General features: G+C 70.1%; 22 protein-coding genes. 10 read left to right on the top strand and 12 right to left on the bottom strand.

Annotated features, from left to right (window positions below; translation table 11 throughout):
• Nucleotides 1–84: 84 nt before the first annotated feature.
• The 3 genes from LJ657_RS11440 to LJ657_RS11430 form a co-directional block, all read right to left on the bottom strand.
• On the bottom strand, nt 85–1,008 hold the full coding sequence (locus LJ657_RS11440; RefSeq protein ID WP_232648328.1) for a DUF6891 domain-containing protein: 924 nt from the start codon (nt 1,006–1,008) through the stop codon (nt 85–87).
• A 99-nt stretch (nt 1,009–1,107) separates the two neighbouring features.
• Nucleotides 1,108–2,139, bottom strand: coding sequence for a glutamine synthetase (glnII, locus tag LJ657_RS11435; RefSeq protein WP_232648327.1), 1,032 nt, complete (start codon nt 2,137–2,139; stop codon nt 1,108–1,110).
• A 325-nt stretch (nt 2,140–2,464) separates the two neighbouring features.
• Nucleotides 2,465–2,893, bottom strand: a complete 429-nt coding sequence (locus LJ657_RS11430; protein ID WP_232648429.1) for a MarR family transcriptional regulator — start codon at nt 2,891–2,893, stop codon at nt 2,465–2,467.
• A 91-nt stretch (nt 2,894–2,984) separates the two neighbouring features.
• Between LJ657_RS11430 and LJ657_RS11425 the strand changes: the two genes are divergently transcribed.
• Nucleotides 2,985–3,863, top strand: coding sequence for an alpha/beta fold hydrolase (locus tag LJ657_RS11425; protein WP_372487900.1), 879 nt, complete (start codon nt 2,985–2,987; stop codon nt 3,861–3,863).
• Nucleotides 3,864–3,866: 3 nt separating this feature from the next.
• Here LJ657_RS11425 and LJ657_RS11420 read toward each other — a convergent pair whose 3' ends face one another.
• Both LJ657_RS11420 and LJ657_RS11415 read right to left on the bottom strand, forming a co-directional pair.
• Complete coding sequence (locus tag LJ657_RS11420) at nt 3,867–4,595, bottom strand: SCO2207 family protein (protein ID WP_232648326.1); 729 nt, start codon at nt 4,593–4,595, stop codon at nt 3,867–3,869.
• Between the two features lie 151 nt (nt 4,596–4,746).
• Nucleotides 4,747–5,106, bottom strand: a complete 360-nt coding sequence (locus tag LJ657_RS11415) for an arsenate reductase family protein (RefSeq protein ID WP_232648325.1) — start codon at nt 5,104–5,106, stop codon at nt 4,747–4,749.
• 150 nt (nt 5,107–5,256) lie between these two features.
• On the opposite strand from LJ657_RS11415, the gene LJ657_RS11410 reads away from it, so the two are divergent.
• Nucleotides 5,257–5,565: a hypothetical protein gene (locus LJ657_RS11410; protein WP_232648324.1), complete on the top strand. Its 309-nt coding sequence runs from the start codon at nt 5,257–5,259 to the stop codon at nt 5,563–5,565.
• Between the two features lie 199 nt (nt 5,566–5,764).
• On the opposite strand, the gene LJ657_RS11405 is transcribed toward LJ657_RS11410, so the two are convergent.
• Complete coding sequence (locus tag LJ657_RS11405) at nt 5,765–6,970, bottom strand: winged helix DNA-binding domain-containing protein (RefSeq protein WP_232648323.1); 1,206 nt, start codon at nt 6,968–6,970, stop codon at nt 5,765–5,767.
• Nucleotides 6,971–7,455: 485 nt separating this feature from the next.
• On the opposite strand from LJ657_RS11405, the gene LJ657_RS11400 reads away from it, so the two are divergent.
• From LJ657_RS11400 to LJ657_RS11375, 6 genes are all read left to right on the top strand, one after another.
• Nucleotides 7,456–8,796: a DUF2252 domain-containing protein gene (locus LJ657_RS11400; protein WP_232648322.1), complete on the top strand. Its 1,341-nt coding sequence runs from the start codon at nt 7,456–7,458 to the stop codon at nt 8,794–8,796.
• 49 nt (nt 8,797–8,845) lie between these two features.
• A complete protein-coding gene (locus tag LJ657_RS11395; RefSeq protein WP_232648321.1) occupies nt 8,846–9,445 on the top strand; it encodes a chemotaxis protein CheB in 600 nt (199 codons plus the stop codon).
• 20 nt (nt 9,446–9,465) lie between these two features.
• The gene (locus tag LJ657_RS11390; protein ID WP_232648320.1) at nt 9,466–11,334 is read left to right on the top strand and encodes a CheR family methyltransferase; all 1,869 of its coding nucleotides are present in this window, start codon (nt 9,466–9,468) and stop codon (nt 11,332–11,334) included.
• Nucleotides 11,335–11,358: 24 nt separating this feature from the next.
• Nucleotides 11,359–12,222 (top strand): GAF domain-containing protein, encoded by an 864-nt coding sequence (locus LJ657_RS11385; protein WP_232648319.1) that lies wholly within the window; start codon nt 11,359–11,361, stop codon nt 12,220–12,222.
• Between the two features lie 80 nt (nt 12,223–12,302).
• Nucleotides 12,303–13,037, top strand: a complete 735-nt coding sequence (locus LJ657_RS11380; protein WP_232648318.1) for a GAF and ANTAR domain-containing protein — start codon at nt 12,303–12,305, stop codon at nt 13,035–13,037.
• Between the two features lie 231 nt (nt 13,038–13,268).
• Nucleotides 13,269–13,568 (top strand): hypothetical protein, encoded by a 300-nt coding sequence (locus LJ657_RS11375; protein WP_232648317.1) that lies wholly within the window; start codon nt 13,269–13,271, stop codon nt 13,566–13,568.
• 31 nt (nt 13,569–13,599) lie between these two features.
• On the opposite strand, the gene pspAB is transcribed toward LJ657_RS11375, so the two are convergent.
• From pspAB to glnA, 4 genes are all read right to left on the bottom strand, one after another.
• Entirely contained in the window at nt 13,600–14,184 is a 585-nt protein-coding gene (gene pspAB, locus LJ657_RS11370; RefSeq protein ID WP_232648316.1) for a PspA-associated protein PspAB, read from the bottom strand.
• Between the two features lies 1 nt (nt 14,185).
• The gene (gene htpX / locus LJ657_RS11365; RefSeq protein WP_232648315.1) at nt 14,186–15,103 is read right to left on the bottom strand and encodes a zinc metalloprotease HtpX; all 918 of its coding nucleotides are present in this window, start codon (nt 15,101–15,103) and stop codon (nt 14,186–14,188) included.
• A gap of 110 nt (nt 15,104–15,213) precedes the next feature.
• Nucleotides 15,214–15,477, bottom strand: a complete 264-nt coding sequence (locus LJ657_RS11360) for an SCO2583/SCO2584 N-terminal domain-containing protein (protein ID WP_232648314.1) — start codon at nt 15,475–15,477, stop codon at nt 15,214–15,216.
• Between the two features lie 107 nt (nt 15,478–15,584).
• A complete protein-coding gene (gene glnA, locus LJ657_RS11355) occupies nt 15,585–16,994 on the bottom strand; it encodes a type I glutamate--ammonia ligase (RefSeq protein WP_232648313.1) in 1,410 nt (469 codons plus the stop codon).
• Nucleotides 16,995–17,191: 197 nt separating this feature from the next.
• Here glnA and LJ657_RS11350 point away from each other — a divergent pair, with 197 nt between their 5' ends.
• Nucleotides 17,192–17,659 (top strand): RDD family protein, encoded by a 468-nt coding sequence (locus LJ657_RS11350; protein WP_232648312.1) that lies wholly within the window; start codon nt 17,192–17,194, stop codon nt 17,657–17,659.
• Between the two features lie 208 nt (nt 17,660–17,867).
• Here the strand turns inward: LJ657_RS11350 and LJ657_RS11345 are convergent, their stop codons facing one another.
• Together LJ657_RS11345 and LJ657_RS11340 are read right to left on the bottom strand one after the other, a co-directional pair.
• Complete coding sequence (locus LJ657_RS11345) at nt 17,868–18,056, bottom strand: hypothetical protein (protein ID WP_232648311.1); 189 nt, start codon at nt 18,054–18,056, stop codon at nt 17,868–17,870.
• A 270-nt stretch (nt 18,057–18,326) separates the two neighbouring features.
• A complete protein-coding gene (locus LJ657_RS11340; protein WP_232648310.1) occupies nt 18,327–18,896 on the bottom strand; it encodes a TetR/AcrR family transcriptional regulator in 570 nt (189 codons plus the stop codon).
• Nucleotides 18,897–19,016: 120 nt separating this feature from the next.
• Here LJ657_RS11340 and LJ657_RS11335 point away from each other — a divergent pair, with 120 nt between their 5' ends.
• Nucleotides 19,017–19,844: an SDR family NAD(P)-dependent oxidoreductase gene (locus LJ657_RS11335; protein WP_232648309.1), complete on the top strand. Its 828-nt coding sequence runs from the start codon at nt 19,017–19,019 to the stop codon at nt 19,842–19,844.
• The last annotated feature ends 1 nt before the right edge of the window (nt 19,845 follow it).

Here is a 19,845-nt window from a genome sequence, read left to right as displayed (position 1 = left end):
CCATTGAAGCAGACCATGCCCCTCACGAGGAGCGTTCTCTCACTGCTCGGACACTTCCCTGGCATGAAACCGGCCTTGCGTACCTCACCCCACCAGGCGTTTGCGCCAGGTCAAGGGTGTGACCTCGATCGCCGTGTCCGGATCCCCGTCCCACATCACGGACAGTCCGGCGGCACCCAGGGCGGCGACGACCTCGCGCCCGACGGCGGCCGTGGTCTGCTCCGACCCGTCGAACCTGCCGTACAGCAGCATCAGTCCACGTCCTGCGGCGGCACTTTCGGTGCACTGTGTATGAAAGTAGACGAAGCCGCGGTCGCCTTCGGCCCGCTCCCCGCCTATCTCGGCGGTACCGCACGAGCGGCAGCAGGTGAAGTTCTCCCGGCCGGTGATGCCCCGCGCGTTCAACGCCTCGAAGGCGGCGGTGAGGCGCTCGGGATCGGTGGTCCCGACCCAGGCCGCCTGTTCGGTGACCCGCTCCATCCACAGCCGGTCCACGAGCCTTTGGGCCTGGGCCCGGGAGACGGGCCGCTCATCGCCGTCGACCAGCCACTCCTCGGCGGCCTCGGCCAACCGGGCCCGGCTGTCGTACCCACAACGCAGCAGCAACCGGACACGCTCCTCGACCTTCTCGCGCACCTCGTCCGGCAGTTCGGGCACCTCCTCGGCCGGTCCCAGGCCGACCGGCTCCCAGGAGACTCCCGCGTCCCATCCGGCGTCTCGCCGGGCCCAGCCGATCAGCAGGTCCGCCGCCTGGGCGGGTGCCGGAAGGTTCGTACCGCAGAACCCGGCCGCGCCGCGCCGGTGTTCGAGCCGGTAGTCGCCGCCCTCCTCGTGCCAGACCTGCGCGAACTCGTCCGGGATGTCAGGAACCCGCTGTACGACCAGAAAGCGGTTCCCCGCGCCCCCGATCGTGTGCACCAACTCCCGCAACCGGTCCTGCGCAATCCGCGCGTGCGAACGACCCGTCTCCGTCTCGACCTTGACGGCGAGGCCCTCGTCGATCTCCATGGCTTTCACCTTTGCACGCCCCACTGACAACGCGCCGGGCCCAACGCGAAGAGGCGCCCACCGCGAACGGGTGGACGCCCCTTTTCCGGAGAACCGGGATCAGACCTGGCCGGCCTTCTCCAGCGCGGAGCAGCACGTGTCGACGATCAGGCGCGTCACGACGTACGGGTCGACGTTGGCGTTGGGGCGGCGGTCCTCGATGTAGCCCTTGCCGTCCTTCTCGACCTGCCACGGGATGCGGACCGAGGCGCCGCGGTTGGAGACTCCGTAGGAGTACTCGTTCCACGGGGCGGTCTCGTGCAGACCGGTCAGGCGGTCGTCGATGCCGGCGCCGTAGTTCTTGACGTGGTCGAGCGGCTTGGAGCCCTCACCCAGCGACTCGGCGGCGGTGATGATCGCCTCGTAGGTCTCGCGCATCGCCTTGGTGGAGAAGTTGGTGTGCGCACCGGCGCCGTTCCAGTCGCCCTTCACCGGCTTCGGGTCCAGCGTCGCGGCGACGCCGAAGTCCTCGGCGGTGCGGTAGAGCAGCCAGCGGGCCACCCACAGGTGGTCGGAGACCTCCAGCGGGGAGACCGGGCCGACCTGGAACTCCCACTGGCCGGGCATGACCTCGGCGTTGATGCCGGAGATGGCGAGACCGGCCGCGAGGCAGTTCTCCAGGTGGGCCTCGACGATGTCACGGCCGAAGATCTCGTCGGCGCCGACTCCGCAGTAGTAGCCGCCCTGGGGGGCCGGGAAGCCGCCCTTGGGGAAGCCCAGCGGGTAGCCGTCCTGGAAGAAGGTGTACTCCTGCTCGATGCCGAAGATCGGCTCCTGAGCGGCGAACTTCTCGGCGACCTCGGTCAGCGCGGCACGGGTGTTGGACTCGTGCGGCGTCATGTCGATGTTGAGGACCTCGCACAGGACGAGGATGTCGTCGCCGCCGCGGATCGGGTCCGGGCAGGTGAAGACCGGCTTGAGGACACGGTCCGAGGAGTGGCCCTCGGCCTGGTTCGTGGAGGACCCGTCGAAGCCCCAGATCGGCAGCGCGTCCAGACCGGCGGGCTCGCCCGCGATGATCTTCGTCTTGGAACGGAGCTTGGCGGTCGGCTGGGTGCCGTCGATCCAGATGTACTCAGCCTTGAAGGTCACGGGCCACTTCCTTCGGGGGATGTGTCTACGCACTTGCGGGTGCTGCGGCGCTGCGGCACTGGGGCGCCGCGGTGGATGTCCGCGAGCCTGTCAACAGGCGATTTCCCGGCCATTGCTCGAGTGTGAACCCCGTGTTACCTGGCGGTGGTGTGGCGCGATTCACGCTGTGAGGGCGGGTGGGGCGCGGCGAGTCGACAGGTCGACGCGGTCGGCGGCGGCGAACGGCCCGTCGTACGGCCCCTCGTACGGCCTGTCGTGGGGTGGGCGTGGGGTATGCCGTACGGCGGCTCGTATGCGATGGGGTTCTGCGCAAACGGCCGGGTGGTCAGCCGCCGGCCGCGGCCGCGTCCCGCACCCCGGCGAGGAACCCCCTGATCGCGGCCACCTCCCGCTCGTCGTACCCCTGCAGCAGCTCCACCGTCCGCTGGATCAGCGGCCCGAAGGAGGACCACCCGAGCCCGACCGCCCGCTCGTCCACCTCGATCACCACCCTGCGCCGGTCCCGTGGGTCACGGACCCGGCGCACATGCCCGGCCCGCTCCAGCCGGTCGACCAGCGCGGTGGTCCCCGCCGAGTTCAGTCCGAGGGCGGTCCCGAGCCGCCCGGCCGTCATCTCCTCACCCGCGCGGGAGACGTCCATGAGGGCGATCAGGGCGCGTACGTCCGTGGGGTGCATGCCGTTGCGGGACGCGAAACGGGCGCTGTGCAGGGCGAGTTCGACGGTCGCCGCACGCAGCAGGTGGACGACCTCCATCTCGGGGCCCTGGGGGTTCGGCACGAACTGCCTCCGACTATTATCTCGTTCACCGAGTATCTCGCCTAACGAGATAATAAGGGAGGTTCCGGTGCCTGCTCGCAGCGCCTACGACATGGACGGCTTCCGCACCGCGTACGACAAGGTCATGGCCAAGTGGCCCGCCGAGCGCGAGGCGGTGACCGTCCCCACGCCCTTCGGGACGACGTACGTCAACCTGTGCGGCCCGGTCGACGCGCCCGCGGTCGTCCTGCTCCCCGGCGGCGGGGGAGCCACCTCCGCCACGTGGTACGCGCAGGCCGCCGACCTGGCCCCTACCCACCGCGTGTTCGCCGTCGACCTCCCCGGCTGCGCGGGCCGCGGCACCGAGGCCGGCGACCGTCACCCCCGTACGGTCGCCGACCTGGTGGTCTGGCTGGACGTGGTCCTGGACGACCTCGGCCTTGAAGAGACGGACCTGGGCGGGCACTCGTACGGCGGCTGGATCGCCCTGCACTACGCGCTGCACGCCCGCGCACGCGTCCGCCGGCTCTTCCTGCTGGACCCCACCCAGTGCTTCGCCGGATACCGGCCCGCGTATCTCCTGCACGCCCTGCCGCTGCTGCTGCGGCCCTCGCCCCGCCGGGCCCGGGCCTTCCTGGAATGGGAGGCCGGGGGAGGGACCGGAGAAGTGCCCCTCGACCCCGACTGGCTCCGGCTCCAGGAGGCGGCCGCCGGCTTCCCCTCCGTATCGAAGCCGGTGACCGGTCCGCGCCCGGCGCCGGACGCGCTGCGCGGGCTGGACATGCCGGTCCTGCTGTTCCTGGCCGGGAACAGCAGGACACATGACACGTACGAGGTGGCGGCGAGGGCGGATGCGCTGCTGCCGCGCGCGGAGACGGTCGTGGTCCCGGACGTCTCCCATCACGCGCTGCCGCAGGCCGCACCCGCCGGACTCGGCCGCCGCCTCACGGGGTTCTTGAGCCCTTGAGCCTCACCCCACCTTCTCGATCAGCGCATGGCGGATCAGGAACTTGCCGGGCTCCCGGACCTGTTCGAAGGCCGCGTCGTTGAGCAGGGCACAGCTGCCGGAGACCGAGGTGACCTTCACCGTCGTGGACTTGTTGTTGTCCAGGTTGGTGACCTTCAGCGTCGTCCCCGCCGGGAACTGGTTGCTGGAGGCGGCAGGCGCGCCGCCCTCTCCGGAGAGGGTGACGGTGGAGCCGTTGCACACCTGCTGACCCGAGGCGGCAGCGCCGCCACCCGCGTTCCCGTTCGCGTTTCCCGCGGGTGCCGAGGCCGCCTGCGAGGGCTGCGCGGACTGCTGCGCACCCCCCGCCTGCTGTCCCGCCGCCTGCTGTCCCGCACCGTTCTGCGCCGGCTGCGTCGCCTGGGAGCCCTGAGCCGACTCCCCAACGGTGCAACCGGACGCCTTCTGCTGGACCTTGATCTGCGCGATGACGGCCTCGCGGTTGGCGATCCGGGCCGCGGACTGGGCGTCGGGGTCGGCCTTCTGCCCGTCGATGAACTTCTGGTTGTTGCCGAGGGCGGTGGCGAGCCCCTGGCAGACGTTCGAGTCCGCGGCCGACAGGGTCTTGGCCTGGGGGCTCTGCGCGGCGTTCGAGGTGCTCGCCATGACGAAGGCGCCGCCTCCCGCCACCGCCGCCGCGCTCACCAGCAGCGCGATCTTCTTCTTCGTACCGAGACTTCTCCTACGCGACATGCGCGCCTCCTGCGAGGTAGGGGAGCGTACGCCGCTATGTACGAGATACCGAACGAGGTTACTCAGCGGTTACAGGAGTCACCGAAGTAACGTGCGTCACAGGGAAGTTGAAGCCGGCTCACAGCGCCGGCTCCGTTCCCTGCTGTCGGGCCTATCGCGACAGGGCGTCCCGCACGGCCTCGTCGGTGCGGCCGACCACCGCGGTGCCGTCGTCGGCGGTGATGATCGGGCGCTGGATCAGCTTCGGGTGCTCGGCGAGCGCCTTGATCCACCGTTCGCGCGAAGAGTCGTCCCGCGCCCACTCCTCCAGTCCGAGCTCCTTGGCGTCGGCCTCCTGGGTGCGGGTGATGTCCCAGGGTTCGAGGCCGAGACGGTCGAGTACGTCCCTGATCTCGTCCTCGCTCGGTACGTCGTCCAGGTAGCGGCGGACGGTGTAGTCGGCGCCCTCGGCATCGAGCAGGCTGATGGCGCTGCGGCACTTCGAACATGCGGGGTTGATCCAGATCTCCATGGGGTCAAAGGTACCCCTGGGACCCTCTCAAAGCCCCTGTGGCCAGGGCCTTTTGTCAGTGCCGAGCGGTACACTAGAAGAAGTGTTCGAGGGTGTGGGGGGTTGCCGAAACTCCCGTTCCGACGCCCTCACCGCGACAGGAGGATGCCTGTGCCCGCTGCCGCACTGAAGCCGAAGCCGACCCAGTCCACCGCAAAGCGTTCTGTTCTGCTCGACCTGCCGTACGACCCCGTGGAGAAGCGACCGCTGCCGCCGGGCCGTCCGCGCGAGTGGTACGTCACGCACAACCGCCGCCTCAAGGCGATGCGGCTCGCCATCGCCCTGCTCGACACGGGGGTGTACGTACCGAACCAGGCCCGCAACGAGACGATACGGAGCACGGCCGAACTGATCGGCGTCCACCCGCCGTCGGACACGACGTGCCACATGGTGCGGGCGCTGATGCGGTATTCGCGTTGAGTGTGGTGCCGGGTGCCGCCTGCTTGCGGGGGGCACCCGGCACTTGTGTTGCCGCCTGCTGGGGGCTGCCGCCCCCAGGCCCCCGCTTCGGCCCTCAAGGGGCTTCGTCCTCAAACGCCGGACGGGCTGAAAACGCGGACCGGCGCCGAGAACGCGCTGCCCCGTGGGCACGTGGGGTATGGGATGCCAGTCCCTGTCCTCAAGCGCCGGACGGGCCGGGGAGTGCCGCCAACTCCTTCTCCAGGGGCGTCCGGAAGCGGGGTGTCACCTTCGTGGCGCCCACCCACCCCCGCAGTCTCTCCGCCTCGGCCGCGATCGCCGCCTCGGCCTCACGCCCCACACCGTCCGTGTCGAGCAGCCGCCAGACGATCTCACCGTCGGGACGCTGAGCCCATCCGCCCACCACCCGGCCGTCCCACCACACCGTCGGCCCCACGTTGCCGCTGTAGTCGAACAGCGACGGCCGCAGCTCCGGCGCCAGGTACCAGTCCCGCTCCCGCCACCCCATCGCCGTCGGATCCAGCGCGGGCAGCAGCGCGGCCCACGGCGAGTCGGGGCCCGCCACCGGCTCGACGTCACCGGCGACGACGTACCCCGTGCCCTCGTCCAGCCTCACCGCCCGCGCGCCGATCGCCGCCAGCGCACGCCGGACGTCCGTGACCTTCCACCCCGTCCACCACTTGAGGTCGTCCTCCGTGGCGGGCCCGCACACCGCGAGCCACCGCCCGAGCAGCGCTGACTGCGCCTCGGCCACGTCGAGTTCGGGGTGCGGAGGGGCCACGGCCCAGCGGAACTGGCTGGACGTCCACGAACCGAGCGGCCGCCCCCGTACGACCTTGCCCTCCACTCCCAGCACCCTCAGCAAGCGGGTCGAGACGGTGTGCACGCCCTCGTAGCTCTTTCCGGCCGCGTACACGAACTGCTCTCTCAACCGCGGCTCGTCCAGGGCGAGTTCGGTCGCCGTCGCCTGACCGCGCCGCGCCAGAGCCGCCAGCGTCGACTCCTCGACGTCCTTCAGCCAAACCGCGTCCGGTGCCCCGGCCTTCGCCATGTCCTTGAGCAGCGAGGCCCGCTCCCGGCCGGCGACCGTGATGCCGGTCGAGGCGTGCACGACGGCGGTGAGGTCGGTGGGGAACACGAACACCGTGTGCCGCATGCCGTGCATCCGCACCAGCGACCGGTCCCGGTACAGCGCCCGCTCGGTCTCCGCCACGGTTCCCGCCGCGTCCGCGAGCCGCGCGCCCACCGCCAGGTGCACCGTCGCCGGGTCCGACCCGTGCAGTGCCACCAGCGTGCCCGCGACCTCCTCCGGGCTGCCCGCCCGCGCCGCCGGAGCCAGCCGCTGCCGCAACGCGAGCCGCGCCCGCCGCTCCGCCACCCCGACATACCGCCCGCCGTCACTCATCCCGGCCTCCCCGTCAGCCACCTGTCCCCCCATCTTGCAGGAGCCCACTGACAACGCCCCCTCGTCTCCAGCCGCCGGTCTTGAGGGCGGTCACGGCGGACCGCAGGGGCCCTGGCTCGTGAGCCGTCGGCCGTGGGCCTTGTGTCTTGGGCCGTTGGTCTTCGGGGGGCTGGTCGCGGCCGTGGGCGCGGGTGCCCGCTCACGAGCCACCGGCTGTACGTCGCCGTTCGTGCGGCTGGTTTCGGTTGGCGGTGACTGCTGGTGGCACGGGTTTTTGCTGGTGAGCCGCTGGTGCTGAGTCCGTCGGCGGCCGGAGTCACCAGCCCCGTCCCCGAAGTCCCCCACCCCACCCCGCGCCCCGTCACCCGATCGCCGCCCCCGGCATGCGCGCGTCCCCGCCCCCGCCTTCACTGCGATCAGGAGGCGACGGAAGGCGACCGCACCGGAGGCGTGATGGGCAGGCGCGGTATGCGGTGGTGGGGGCCGTGAGTACGCCCGTTGCCCGGGCCGAGCGGGGTAAGGCCGCCCGGCGGAGGGTTTCGCGTTCCGCGCATGCGGGGTGGGTCCCGCCCGTCGACCGGGCCGACCCCCTGGGCGTACTGGAACGGCAGGGACGTGACCGGCTGCCGGAGCTGCTGCCGATCCGGTACGGGCGGATGGCCGCCTCGCCGTTCGCGTTTCTGCGCGGTGCCGCCGCCGTGATGGCCGCCGACCTCGCGTCCCGGCCGCACACCGGGCTGACCGTGCAGCTGTGCGGTGACGCCCACCTGCTGAACTTCGGCGTGTACGCCTCCCCGGAGCGGGCGCTTCTCTTCGACCTGAACGACTTCGACGAGACGTTTCCCGGCCCCTTCGAGTGGGATGTCGAGCGGCTCGCGGCGTCCGTCGCCGTGGCCGGGCGGGCGAACGGGCACGTCGAGGCCAAGGTGCGGCGCGCGACGCTGGAGGCGGGTGCCGCCTACCGGGCCGCCATGCGGCGGCTGGCCGGGCGCGGCGAGCTCGCCGTCTGGTACGAGCGCCTCGACGCCGACACCCTGCTGCCCCTCGTCCGCTCCGCCCGCCGCCGCGGGCAGGTCGCCTCCAGCCTCACCCGGGCCCGCCGCCGCACCAGCCTGCAGGCCCTCGGCAAGCTCACGGAGGTGGTCGACGGGCGCCGCCGGATCATCCACGACCCGCCCCTCCTCGAACCCGCCGGCGCCTCCGACACGGCCTCCCTGCGCAAGATCTTCAGCGACTACCGTTCCACCCTCTCCGAGGAGCGTCGCCTGCTCCTGGACCGCTACCGCTTCGCGGACGCCGCCCGCAAGGTCGTCGGCATCGGCAGTGTCGGCCTGCGCTGCTTCGTCGTACTGCTCACCGGACGGGACCAGGGCGACCCCCTGTTCCTGCAGATCAAGGAGGCGCGGAAGTCCGTACTGGAGGAACATCTGCCGCACGGGCCGTACGTCCATCCCGGACATCGCGTCGTCGCAGGTCAGCGGCAGCTGCAGGCGGCGAGTGACATCTTCCTGGGGTGGATGAGCGGACCGCAGGGGCGCGCCTTCTACTGGCGGCAGCTGCGCGACATGAAGGGCTCCGCGGACGTGGCCGGGATGAGTCCGGCCGACCTGCTCGGGTACGCCCGGCTGTGCGGCACCGCCCTGGCCCGCGCCCACGCCCGCTCCGGCGACCGCATCGCCATAGCCGCCTATCTCGGCGGCGCCGACACCTTCGAACAGGCCGTCGCCGACTTCGCCCTCGCCTACGCCGACCAGACCACCGCGGACCACGCGGCCCTGGGCGCCGCCGTCGCCGCCGGCGTGGTCGCGGCCGCCCCCGAGGTGTGATCACACCCCAGGACCTGCCTCCCCCGGTCAACAGACCTACGCTGACCAAGTGCAGCCTTCCGAGCCCACGACCGACGGCTTCGAGGCCGTCGCCGTAGCCTCCTCCGCGGGCGGCATCAACGGCCTGGTCACCCTGCTCGGCGCTCTCGACGCCGGGTTCCCGGTGCCGGTCCTGGTCGTGCAGCACCTGGACCCCCGCCATCGCACCGTGATCGCGGAGGTCCTGGACCGCCGTACCGAACTGGATGTGAAGCTCGCCGAGGACCACGAGCGGACCCGGCCGGGCACGGTCTACATCGCCCCGCCCAACCGGCACCTGCTCGTCCGCCCCGGCGGCCTGCTCACCCTCACCGACAGCGAGCCGGTCCACTTCGTCCGGCCCTCCGCCGACCTGCTGTTCGAGTCGGTCGCGGGGGCGTACGGGGCGCGGGCCATAGCCTGCGTGCTCACCGGGACCGGGCGGGACGGCGCGATGGGCGTGGACGCGGTCAAGTCGCGCGGCGGCACCGTGATCGCCCAGGATCCGGCGACGGCGGAGTTCAGAGGCATGCCCGAGGCGGCCGTGGGTACGGGGACGGTTGACTTCGTGCTACCTCTGGAGGAGATCGCCGCAGTGATCCGCGGGCTGGTCGAGACCAAGAGGCAGTAGCAGAGAAGCAGGCGGAAGCGATGGTTGACGGACAGCCGGACGTGGAGACCGACGAGGAACTGGAGGAGCTCCTCGGCTTCCTCAGGGACGCCCGCGGTTTCGACTTCACCGGTTACAAGCGGTCCTCACTGGGCCGCCGCATCCGCAAGCGGATGACGGACACGCAGATCACGTCGTACACCGACTACCGCGACCGCCTGGAGACCAATGCGGAGGAATTCAACGCGCTGTTCAACACCATCCTGATCAACGTCACCTCGTTCTTCCGCGACCCCGAGGCATGGACCTTCCTGCAACGCGAGGTGATGCCCGAGCTGATCGCGAGGAGCGGGAGCGAGGGCGAGATCCGGGTGTGGTGCGCGGGCTGCTCCAGCGGCGAGGAGGCATACTCCCTGGCCATCATGTTCGCCGAGACGCTGGGCCTCGACGAGACCCTGGAGCGGGTCAAGATCTACGGCACGGACGTCGACGACGAGGCGCTGCGCGACGCCCGCTCCGGTCTGTATCCGGCGAGGTCCCTCGAACCGCTCTCGTCCGAGCTGCGCGACAAGTACTTCGAGCAGAACGGCGCCCGGTTCGGTTTCCGCTCCGATCTGCGCCGAAGGGTGATCTTCGGTCGCCACGACATCACGCGCGACGCTCCGATCTCCCGCCTCGACCTGCTCATCTGCCGCAACACCCTGATGTACTTCAACGTCGAGGCGCAGACACAGATCATCGATCGCTTCCACTTCGCGCTGCGCGAGGGCGGCTGTCTCTTCCTCGGCAAGGCCGAGATGCTGCTCAACGACGCGGAGCGGTTCGAGGTGATGAGCATGCGCCAGCGCGTGTTCCGGCGCCGCCCCGGTGAGGCCACTCCGCCGTACCAGCCCGCACCGGTGAAGATCCGGGCCGGAACGGGCGGCGAGCTGACCAGCGTGGCCCGCCACCGGCAGTTGCGCGACCTCATCCTCGACGCGACACCCAGCGCCGCCCTTGCCGTCGACTCCGAGGGCATGGTCGTCCTGGTCACCAGGCACGCGCGCGTGCAGTTCGGCCTCACCGCGACCGACATCGGGCGCCCCTTCCAGGACCTGGAGATCTCCTACCGCCCCGTCGAACTGCGCTCTCTGGTCGAACAGGCCACTCACGAGCGGCGCTCCGTGCGGATCAACGGCGTCGAGCGCCGCGTCGCCGACGACGTCCAGTACTTCGACATCCTCGTCCAGCCCGTGACCGGCTCCGACGGCGTGCCGGTCGCCACCCACATCACCTTCACCGATGTCACGGTCGCCACCCAGCTCAAGTCCGAGGTCAAGCGAGTGCGCGAGGATCTTGAGACGGCATACGAGGAACTCCAGTCCACGAACGAGGAGCTGGAGACGACGAACGAGGAACTCCAGTCGAGCATCGAGGAGCTGGAGACGACGAACGAGGAACTCCAGTCCACCAATGAGGAGTTGGAGACGACCAATGAGGAGCTCCAGTCGGGGAACGAGGAACTGGAGACCATGAACGAGGAGATGCGGGTCCGCACAGAGGAGCTGGACGAGGCCCGCACCTTCCTGGAGGCCGTGCTCACCTCCGTCGCAGCCGGGATCGTCGTCCTGGACCAGGGGCTGAAGGTCAAGAGCTGGAACCGCGGCGCCGTCGACATGTGGGGCCTGCGCCCCGACGAGGTCCTCGACCAGCCCTTCCACGGTCTCGACTTCGGACTGCCCACCGCGAAGCTGCGCGAGACGATCGAGCGCTGTGTCGACACCGGCAGACGGGGAGAGCCGCTGCCCGTGCAGGCCGTCAACCGCCTGGGCCGCTCGATGATCTGCACGGTGCACTGCAGCCCCTTCGACGGCCACAACGGCGGGGTCGTCCTGCTCATGGAAGTAGGCAGGACGAACGGCTCCGGGTGAGGACCTGAAGCGTAGGATTCCGGTATGGCCACCGGAGGTGAGGTCGGGGACCTCATGGCGTCCGCCGAGCGGAAGGCCGCTGTGGCGCGGGTCCGTTCCGAGCGTGAGAGCGGCCATGCAGAGCTGCATGAGTTCCGCGCCGGTCAGGCCCCCACCGAGGTGCTCAGAGACGTCCATCTGCGGATCGCGGAGATCCACCGGTCGACGGCGGCCCGCCACCTGACCGCGGCACAGCTTCAGGACGACTACGTGTCCCGGCTCAGAGACTGGTCCCGGACGCGCAACACCCCGCAGCCGCAGTTCATGTCCGGGGTCGCGGCGGCCTGCGGCACCAGCAGCGCCGCCGTCACGCTGGTCGGAGCGGCCCGCGACCAGCTCGGCCTGGCCGCCTCCGACGAACCGGCCCGTGCCGCGCAGGAGCTTGAGTTCCTGCTCGGCGAGGGGCCCGCCCGGGACGCCACCAGCGAGGTCCGCCCGGTGACCGCGGCCGGCCCGGCACTGGCCGACCGCTGGCCCGGGTACGGCCCCGCGGTGGCCGAACTGGGCATCGGCGCGGTCGCGGCCGTACCGCTCAGCCTGTCCGGCACCTGTGTCGGCGCGCTCGCGGTCTTCGACCCCGTGCAGGGCGTCACCGACTCGGACACCTTCAGCGAGGTCGCCGAGGCGCTGACCCGCTCCATGATCCTCAGCTCGGACGGCGACCCCGGGCTGTACGGCGCCACCGACCTGCGCGCCAAGGTGCACCAGGCCGCCGGCATGGTCTCGGTGCACCTCGACTGCCCGGTGACCGACGCACTGGAACTGATCAGGGCACACGCCTTCGCCGAGGGCGTCCTGGATCACTCGGTGGCGGAGCGCATCCTGCGGGGCGAGCTGCGTCTCGGCTGAAGCGGCAGACGCCGCGGGCGCCGACAAGGAAGACTGCGGACACGGTTCGCGACCGATGTCCGAGAGGCGAAGGGAAGCTGATGAGCACGATGCCTCCGTCGCAGCAACGGCTGGCACAGGCGTTCGTGGATCTGGCCGCCAGCCAGGTCACCGAACCCTCCGATCCGACCGGGCTCCTCGCGGCCCTCGCCGCGCACGGTACCGAACTGCTCGGCGACTGCGTCACGGTCGTGCTGTACGCCCCCGACGACTCCGTCGGCCCCGACGTGGCCGGCACCGGCAAGGAACTGCTGCACCTGGCTCGCTCGGCCGCCACCTGGGGCGAGGGGCCGGGGTCGGAAGCCCGCCGCACCGGCGTCCCGGTGCCGGACACCGCCCTCGACGGCGAGCGGGCCCGCCGGGACTGGCCGCGGTACGCCGCCCGGGCCGTGGAACTGGGTTACGGCCGGGCCGCCGCGCTGCCCCTGCACGTCGGCGACGACACCCTGGGCGCCCTCGTGCTGCTGGGCCCCGGCGGCACCCCGCTGCCCCCCGAGCTCCTGACACTGGGCCAGTCACTCACCGACGCCGCCGGCTGGAACCTGGAACGGGACCGCCGACTGCGCGAGACCCGAGCCCTGGCCGACCAGCTCGGTCAGGCGCTGACCAGCCGTATCGTCATCGAACAGGCCAAGGGCACACTCGCGGCCCGGCACTCCATCACGGTCGACGAGGCCTTCCGCATCCTGCGCTCCCACGCCCGCTCGCACCGCCGCCGCATCACCGAGGTGGCCCAGGAGGTGGTGGAGCGGAGGCTGGATCTGCAGACGGACTGAGGCCGTCTCCGAGGGCCCCGGGCAGAAAACCGGATGCACGGCGAGTGACCGTCTCCCTACGCTGGACAAGCGTTGCGGAGCTGCCCACCACCGCTTTCCGCAGGACAGGCATCACCCTGCGGACTCGGGGCTACTCTCTACGCACCGACGGACGGACGCTCATCCCCCAGCGCCCCGTCGGGACGACAACTCATCACCGCTCACTCACCCACGCCCAAACGGAGGCCCGTCATGGGCACCATCGTCATAGCCGGGACCGCTGTCCTGGTGCTCCTGGGATTCGGAAACCACGTCTGGTGGCTGGCCGCGGTCGCTGTGCTCTTCCTGTACCTGCAGTACGGGCGGAGCGGCACCGGCGGTGGCTCCGCCTCGCAGTCCTCGCAGTCGTCGGGGGGCTCCTCTTCGGGGTCCATGCCGGCCACGTACCAGGCCTACCGCAAGCGCCGTGACATGCAGGCCAAGTGGGAGCGCCGATACCGTCGCGAGCGTCCCATGGAGTCGCGCCGCCAGGAGCGCGAGAAGAGCAAGTGAGACGACGTGAACCGCTGGTAGGCGCTGCCGGTCACTGTCCCGGCGCGCCCCACACGGGGAACCAGCGGCTCAGGTCCTGCTCCATCCGCAGGTCGCCGGCGAGCGCCGCCTTCACCTGCAGCTCCAGCGCGTTGTCGCGCCGCTGCCCACCGCCGGGCAGCGGTGCGAACGGGTAGAACGTGCCGCGCTTGTAGAGATAGACCAGCGCGAGCCGTCGGCCCCCCTCGCCCTGGAAACCGGCCAGGGAGCACAGCAGCTGCGGCCCGAAGCCGTTGACCTCCATCGAGCTGTTCACCGCGTGCAGATCGTTGACCAGCTCGGACAGCCGACCGGGGGAGCGGCGGGAGACCAGCCACGAGTACCCGTACTCGTCCTGGCTGAGCTCCACCGGGGGCCCGTCCCGGTCGGCGTCCGCGTCCAGCAGGGCCTGGACCTCCCGGTGCGTCTGCTCGAACGCCCCGCCCTCGACCGTGGCGAAGCACACCGCACCGGTGCCGGTCGGCGTGAAACCGGCCGCGGCCTCCAGGGTCACGGCAGCCGACGGCAGCGCGAAGAGCTGGTCGAGGTCGGGCAGGACCGGTTTCGTACGGCCGAGCAGAATGTCCAGGAGCCCCATGTCACCCCTTTCCGGGTGTGGTCGCCTCACCCAACTCGGCGGAGATCCGCCCCAGTTGGTCGAGCCGCTGCTCCAGGCTCGGGTGGGTGGAGAAGTACCGCTCGATGCCGGGCTCCTTGCCGGTCGCCGGGGTGAAGTAGAAGGCGTTGAAGGCCTGCGCCGTCCGCAGGTCCTTGGTCGGGATCCTCGCGATGTCGCCCGAGACCTTGGTCAGCGCGGAGGCCAGCGCCGAGGGCCGCCCGGTGAGCAGCGCCGCGGCCCGGTCAGCGGCCAGCTCCCGGTACCGGGACAGGGCCCTGATCAGCAGGAAACTGATCGCGTACACGGCGGCCGACACCCCCATCACGATGGCGAAGACGGCAGCGGTGTTCTGGTCCCTGCGCCCTCCGCCGAACAGCTGAGAGTAGAAGGCGAACCGCACGATCAGCCCCGCGATCACACCCAGGAACGACGCGATCGTGATCACGGCGACGTCCTTGTGCGCCACGTGCGACAGCTCGTGCGCGAGCACGCCCTCCAGCTCCGCGGGCTCCAGCCGCCGCAGCAGCCCCGTCGTCACACACACCACGGCATGGTCGGGATTGCGCCCGGTCGCGAACGCGTTCGGCATGTCCATCTCGGACACGGCCACCACCGGCTTGGGCATGTCGGCGATCGCGCACAGCCGGTCGACCACCGCGTGCAGCTCGGGATACTCCTCGCGCTCCACGACCCGCCCGCGCATGGCGAACATCGCGATCCGGTCGGAGAACCAGAACTGCGCGACGAACATCGCCGCCACCAGCACCACGACCAGCAGCCACGATTTCAACAACACGATCAGTGCGGCGACGAACGCCACGTACAGCAACCCGAGCAGGAACATCGTGACCGTCATCCGCACGGTCAACCGCCGGTCGCTCCGGAAGCGGCTCTGCATCTGCCATCACCCCGCAGTCAGGCACTCGTCCCGCTGTCCAGTGTGCACCCGGCCGGACCCATGAAGTAGTTCCGATCGGCCCTAGGAGCTGTAAAGGGCACGTTCTGTGACTAGTACGGCGCCCGGAACCGGGTGTACCCCAGCAGCAGGATGATCGCGGCGATGCCGCCCAGCACGATGACCGTGGACATCCACGAGGACCGACGCGGCGCCACCCGCCCGGGATCGGCGCGGAACGGCTGCGGCTGCGGCGGGTTCTCCCGCCACCGAGCGGCGAGCATCCGGGCCCGTGCCGAGGGCTCCTTGTGCTGGGCGTCGTCCGCCCACCTCAGGTCGAACTCGCGCTCGTGGTTGTCGCGTTCGTGCTCCGGCATCCCGTCCACCCCCGTGTCGTGTCATCGGCAGAATAGAACATACGCCCGCGCCCCCGCTGTCGGTACGACAACGGGGGCGCGGGCGCTGTACCTGGGACAGGCGTCGATCACACGTCGAAGTAGAGCTCGAACTCGTGCGGGTGCGGACGCAGCTGCAGCGGGGCGATCTCGTTCGCGCGCTTGTAGTCGATCCACGTCTCGATCAGGTCGGACGTGAAGACGTCACCGGCGAGCAGGAACTCGTGGTCGCTCTCGAGGCGGTCGAGGACGGCGGGGAGCGAGGTCGGGACCTGCGCGACGCCCGCGTGCTCCTCGGGAGCCAGCTCGTAGAGGTCCTTGTCGATCGGCTCGGCCGGCTCGATCTTGTTCTTGATGCCGTCCAGACCCGCGAGCAGCAGCGCGGAGAACGCCAGGTACGGGTTGCCGGACGAGTCGGGCGCACGGAACTCGACGCGCTTGGCCTTCGGGTTGGAGCCGGTGATCGGGATACGCATGGCCGCGGAGCGGTTGCGCTGCGAGTACACCAGGTTGACCGGCGCCTCGAAGCCCGGCACCAGACGGTGGTACGAGTTCACCGTCGGGTTGGTGAAGGCCAGCAGCGACGGGGCGTGCTTGAGGATGCCGCCGATGTAGTAGCGGGCGGTGTCCGACAGGCCCGCGTAGCCGGCCTCGTCGTAGAACAGCGGGTCGCCGTTCGCCCACAGCGACTGGTGCACGTGCATGCCCGAGCCGTTGTCGCCGAAGATCGGCTTCGGCATGAAGGTCGCGGTCTTGCCGTTGCGCCAGGCCACGTTCTTCACGATGTACTTGAAGAGCTGGAGGTCGTCGGCCGCGGCGAGCAGCGTGTTGAACTTGTAGTTGATCTCGGCCTGGCCGGCGGTGCCCACCTCGTGGTGCTGGCGCTCGACCTGGAGGCCCGAGTTGGCGAGCTCCAGGGAGATCTCGGCACGCAGGTCGGCGAAGTGGTCGACCGGCGGGGTCGGGAAGTAGCCGCCCTTGTAGCGGACCTTGTAACCACGGTTGTCCTCGAGGGCACCGGTGTTCCAGGCGCCGGCCTCGGAGTCGATGTGGTAGAAGGCCTCGTTCGCGGAGGTCTGGAAGCGCACGCTGTCGAAGACGTAGAACTCGGCCTCGGGGCCGAAGTACGCGGTGTCGGCGATGCCGGTGGACGCCAGGTAGGCCTCCGCCTTCTTCGCCACGTTGCGCGGGTCACGGGAGTACTGCTCGCCCGTGATCGGGTCGTGGATGAAGAAGTTGATGTTGACCGTCTTGTCGCGGCGGAAGGGGTCGACGCGCGCGGTGGACAGGTCGGCGCGGAGCGCCATGTCGGACTCGTGGATGGCCTGGAAGCCGCGGATCGAGGAGCCGTCGAAGGCGAGCTCCTCGGCCGGGTCGAAGGCCTCCGCCGGAATCGTGAAGTGCTGCATCACACCCGGCAGGTCGCAGAAGCGGACGTCGACGAACTTGACGTCCTCGTCCGCGATGAACTTCTTGGCCTCGTCGGCGTTCTGGAACATCCAGCTCCTCCTACTCCCGACCGTCCTGCCGGGGTGGTAGTTCGTTCGTGCGGCCAGTGCGGTGGCACACGCTGTCCCCGACCCTAGGGACGGGTGATTTCTCGGGCGTGACCCATTTGTTTCGCACAAGTTAACCGGACCCAGTCCGGTGTACCCCACCTGTCCGTATCGCGAAACGGGCGCAGTACCGTGGACGCGTGGACAACAGGGATGCAATCGGCTCATGGCTCTCGGGCCCCCGCGCGGCCGCAGAGGAAGCCGGTGCCGACTTCGGATACCGCGGCGAACAGCTCGGTCTGCCCGAGGAAGGACCGGGCTCGATCGCCCGTCCGGGCCGCCGGTTCGGCGCCCTCGTCGTCGACTGGGGCCTGTGCCTCTTGATCGCATACGGTCTGATCACACACGGCTACGACCAGGCCACCGGCAACTGGGCGCTGCTCATCTTCTTCGTCCTCGGTGTCCTGACGGCCGGCACGATCGGCTTCACCCCCGGTAAGCGCCTTTTCGGCCTCCGCGTGGTCGCCCTGGACACCGGCCGCCCCAGCCCCCTCCGCGCCACCGTCCGCACGGCCCTGCTGTGCATCGCGATCCCGGCCCTGATCTGGGACCGCGACGGCAGGGGCCTGCACGACCGGCTGGCCCGCACGGTCGAGGTCCGCGGCTGAGCGCTCCGCGGGGTGCGCCGTTCATCGTCTGCGGCGCCATCGTGGTTACTCGCGCAGTTCCCCCGCGCCCCTTCAGGGCGCGACAGCGTCCTCCAAGGTTGCCTTTGGGTTCACTCTGCGCGTTTAGCCGCTGACCAGCACGAACATGCTATGAAGGCGCCCCCGCTTCCACTCGAACCGGGGGCGTCTTCACGTCGCGTGCGGTCCTTCAGTTCGGCTTCCCACTGAGCCATGCGATCAATTCGGCGTTCTCCGCGAGGGTCCTTCGGCGAAGCGCCTCGATCTTCGGGTCAAACACGTTCCATGAGTGGTTGCGGGTGTGGTCCCGGTAGAGCGTGCATGCGTCGCCGTCCGGTCCGCCGGGGATCTCGCACCATGGCAGGGTCTCGAACCGCATGGGGCTTTCAGTGGTCCAACGCGCCCACCGTCCTTGTGTGGGCTCGTCTTTCCACTCCCATACATAGTCGGCGTGCTCGCCCTCGTGCCAGAGGACAAGTCCGCATCGGACCGACCAGGGGGCGTCGACAAGTTCGGGTACGCCCTCCGCGTTTCGCGAAGCACCCCTCCCGAGGCCGATCCACAGGTCTTGAGCATTGCTCCGGGGCCATTCTCGGGTTCGCGTGCAGCGGTGGGCGCGGCGCGGCGCACGTACTCGTGTGTCCGGGGGCTATCGCTCACGACCGTGCGGGGTGAGACCGAACAGGACGAGCGTCAGCCAGCGGGCGCGAGCTGCCGGTGGGCGGTCGGTGGGCGCGGTGGTGAAGAGCAGGTAGACGTCCGCGACGCTGATGTCGGGGTGGAGGTCGCCGTCGGACTGGGCGGCCTGGATGAGAGTCGTCAGGGCAGCGCCAGCGCGGTCCTCGTCAGCCTTGTCGTCCGGGACGGCGCCCAGCGTCTGAGTGGCGGCCTTCACGGCGTGGTTGGTCGCCACTTCCTCGGTGAGCCGGGTCAGGAAGCCGGTGATCTCGTCCCACGCGTGGGCACCTGATGCGACGCGCGCGCAGGCGGCCTCGGCGTCGTCGGCCACCTGCGCGACGAACTCCTCGACGACGGCCGCCACCAGGTCGGTCTTGGTGGGGAAATGGCGGTACAGGGTGCCCACGGCCACACCTGCCGCGGCGGCGATCTCGTCCATTCCGACGTCCGGGCCGTGCGCTGTCACCTGCTCACGAGCTGCGGCGAGGATCTTCTTGCGGTTGCGCACCGCGTCGGCCCGTGGCGGCCGGCCTTCGGTCATGGTCTCTCCCTGAACAATCCGCACGCGACTTGCCTAAAGGTGAACCGTGGTTCACGATGATCGTGAACCACGGTTCATCTTAACTCCTGAGGCGGAGACGGACACAGAGGGGAGAGGCGCGTGACCGAGAAGGTCTGGTTCATGACGGGCTGCTCGCGGGGGTTCGGCCGGCTTTGGGCAGAGGCAGCCCTGAGAAGGGGCGACCGGGTCGTCGCGACGGCGCGCGAGGAGAGCCGGCTCAAGCCGCTGGCCGAGGCATTCCCCGACTCTGCGCTGGTCCTGCCGCTGGATGTCACCCAGCGCGGTGCTGTGTTCGACGCCGTGGCCGCCGCTCACCAGCACTTCGGGCGGCTCGACGTGATCGTCAACAATGCGGGCTACGGCTTGCGCGGCGCCGTCGAGGAGGTCCAGGAGGACGACGTCCGGGAGCTGCTCGACACCAATCTGCTCGGGGCGTTGTGGGTGACGCAAGCAGCACTGCCCCTCCTGCGCGAACAGGGAAGCGGTCACATCGTGTCGGTGTCCAGCCTGGCCGGCCTGATCGGCGAGCCGACCCTCGGTCTTTACAACGCCTCCAAGTGGGCGCTGGAAGGCATGATGGACGCCCTGTCGCGAGAGGTCGCCCACCTCGGGATCAAGGTGACCATCATCGAACCCGGGCCCTACGCCACCGAGTTCGCCAGCGCCGGTTCCCTCAGGCAATCACCCGAGATCCCCGCCTACGACGAGGCTCGACGAGCCCTGCTCGCGGGCTTCGACCCCGCAGACTTCGCGGACCCGGTGGCGACACCGGAAGCCGTTCTCGCGGCCGTCGACGCCGACGTGCCGCCGCTGCGGCTCATCCTGGGCAGGGCGGTACTGCCGAAGGTCCGCGGTCATTACGACGCACGGCTGTCCACATGGGACGCATGGACCCACCTCTCGGAAATCGCACACGGCAACTCATAGC

It is taken from the genome of Streptomyces guryensis, assembly GCF_021261325.1.
Classification (GTDB): domain Bacteria; phylum Actinomycetota; class Actinomycetes; order Streptomycetales; family Streptomycetaceae; genus Streptomyces; species Streptomyces guryensis.
This window is presented reverse-complemented; position numbering and strand designations above follow the sequence as displayed.

Coding starts and splice junctions, on each gene's coding strand:
- LJ657_RS11440 (WP_232648328.1), bottom strand. CDS start 1,008: ATGGAGATCGACGAGGGCCTCGCCGTCAAGGTCGAGACGGAGACGGGT.
- LJ657_RS11430 (WP_232648429.1), bottom strand. CDS start 2,893: ATGGAGGTCGTCCACCTGCTGCGTGCGGCGACCGTCGAACTCGCCCTG.
- LJ657_RS11420 (WP_232648326.1), bottom strand. CDS start 4,595: ATGTCGCGTAGGAGAAGTCTCGGTACGAAGAAGAAGATCGCGCTGCTG.
- LJ657_RS11415 (WP_232648325.1), bottom strand. CDS start 5,106: ATGGAGATCTGGATCAACCCCGCATGTTCGAAGTGCCGCAGCGCCATC.
- LJ657_RS11405 (WP_232648323.1), bottom strand. CDS start 6,970: ATGAGTGACGGCGGGCGGTATGTCGGGGTGGCGGAGCGGCGGGCGCGG.
- LJ657_RS11390 (WP_232648320.1), top strand. CDS start 9,466: ATGGTTGACGGACAGCCGGACGTGGAGACCGACGAGGAACTGGAGGAG.
- LJ657_RS11385 (WP_232648319.1), top strand. CDS start 11,359: ATGGCCACCGGAGGTGAGGTCGGGGACCTCATGGCGTCCGCCGAGCGG.
- LJ657_RS11380 (WP_232648318.1), top strand. CDS start 12,303: ATGAGCACGATGCCTCCGTCGCAGCAACGGCTGGCACAGGCGTTCGTG.
- LJ657_RS11375 (WP_232648317.1), top strand. CDS start 13,269: ATGGGCACCATCGTCATAGCCGGGACCGCTGTCCTGGTGCTCCTGGGA.
- pspAB (WP_232648316.1), bottom strand. CDS start 14,184: ATGGGGCTCCTGGACATTCTGCTCGGCCGTACGAAACCGGTCCTGCCC.
- htpX (WP_232648315.1), bottom strand. CDS start 15,103: ATGCAGAGCCGCTTCCGGAGCGACCGGCGGTTGACCGTGCGGATGACG.
- LJ657_RS11360 (WP_232648314.1), bottom strand. CDS start 15,477: ATGCCGGAGCACGAACGCGACAACCACGAGCGCGAGTTCGACCTGAGG.
- glnA (WP_232648313.1), bottom strand. CDS start 16,994: ATGTTCCAGAACGCCGACGAGGCCAAGAAGTTCATCGCGGACGAGGAC.
- LJ657_RS11345 (WP_232648311.1), bottom strand. CDS start 18,056: ATGCGGTTCGAGACCCTGCCATGGTGCGAGATCCCCGGCGGACCGGAC.
- LJ657_RS11340 (WP_232648310.1), bottom strand. CDS start 18,896: ATGACCGAAGGCCGGCCGCCACGGGCCGACGCGGTGCGCAACCGCAAG.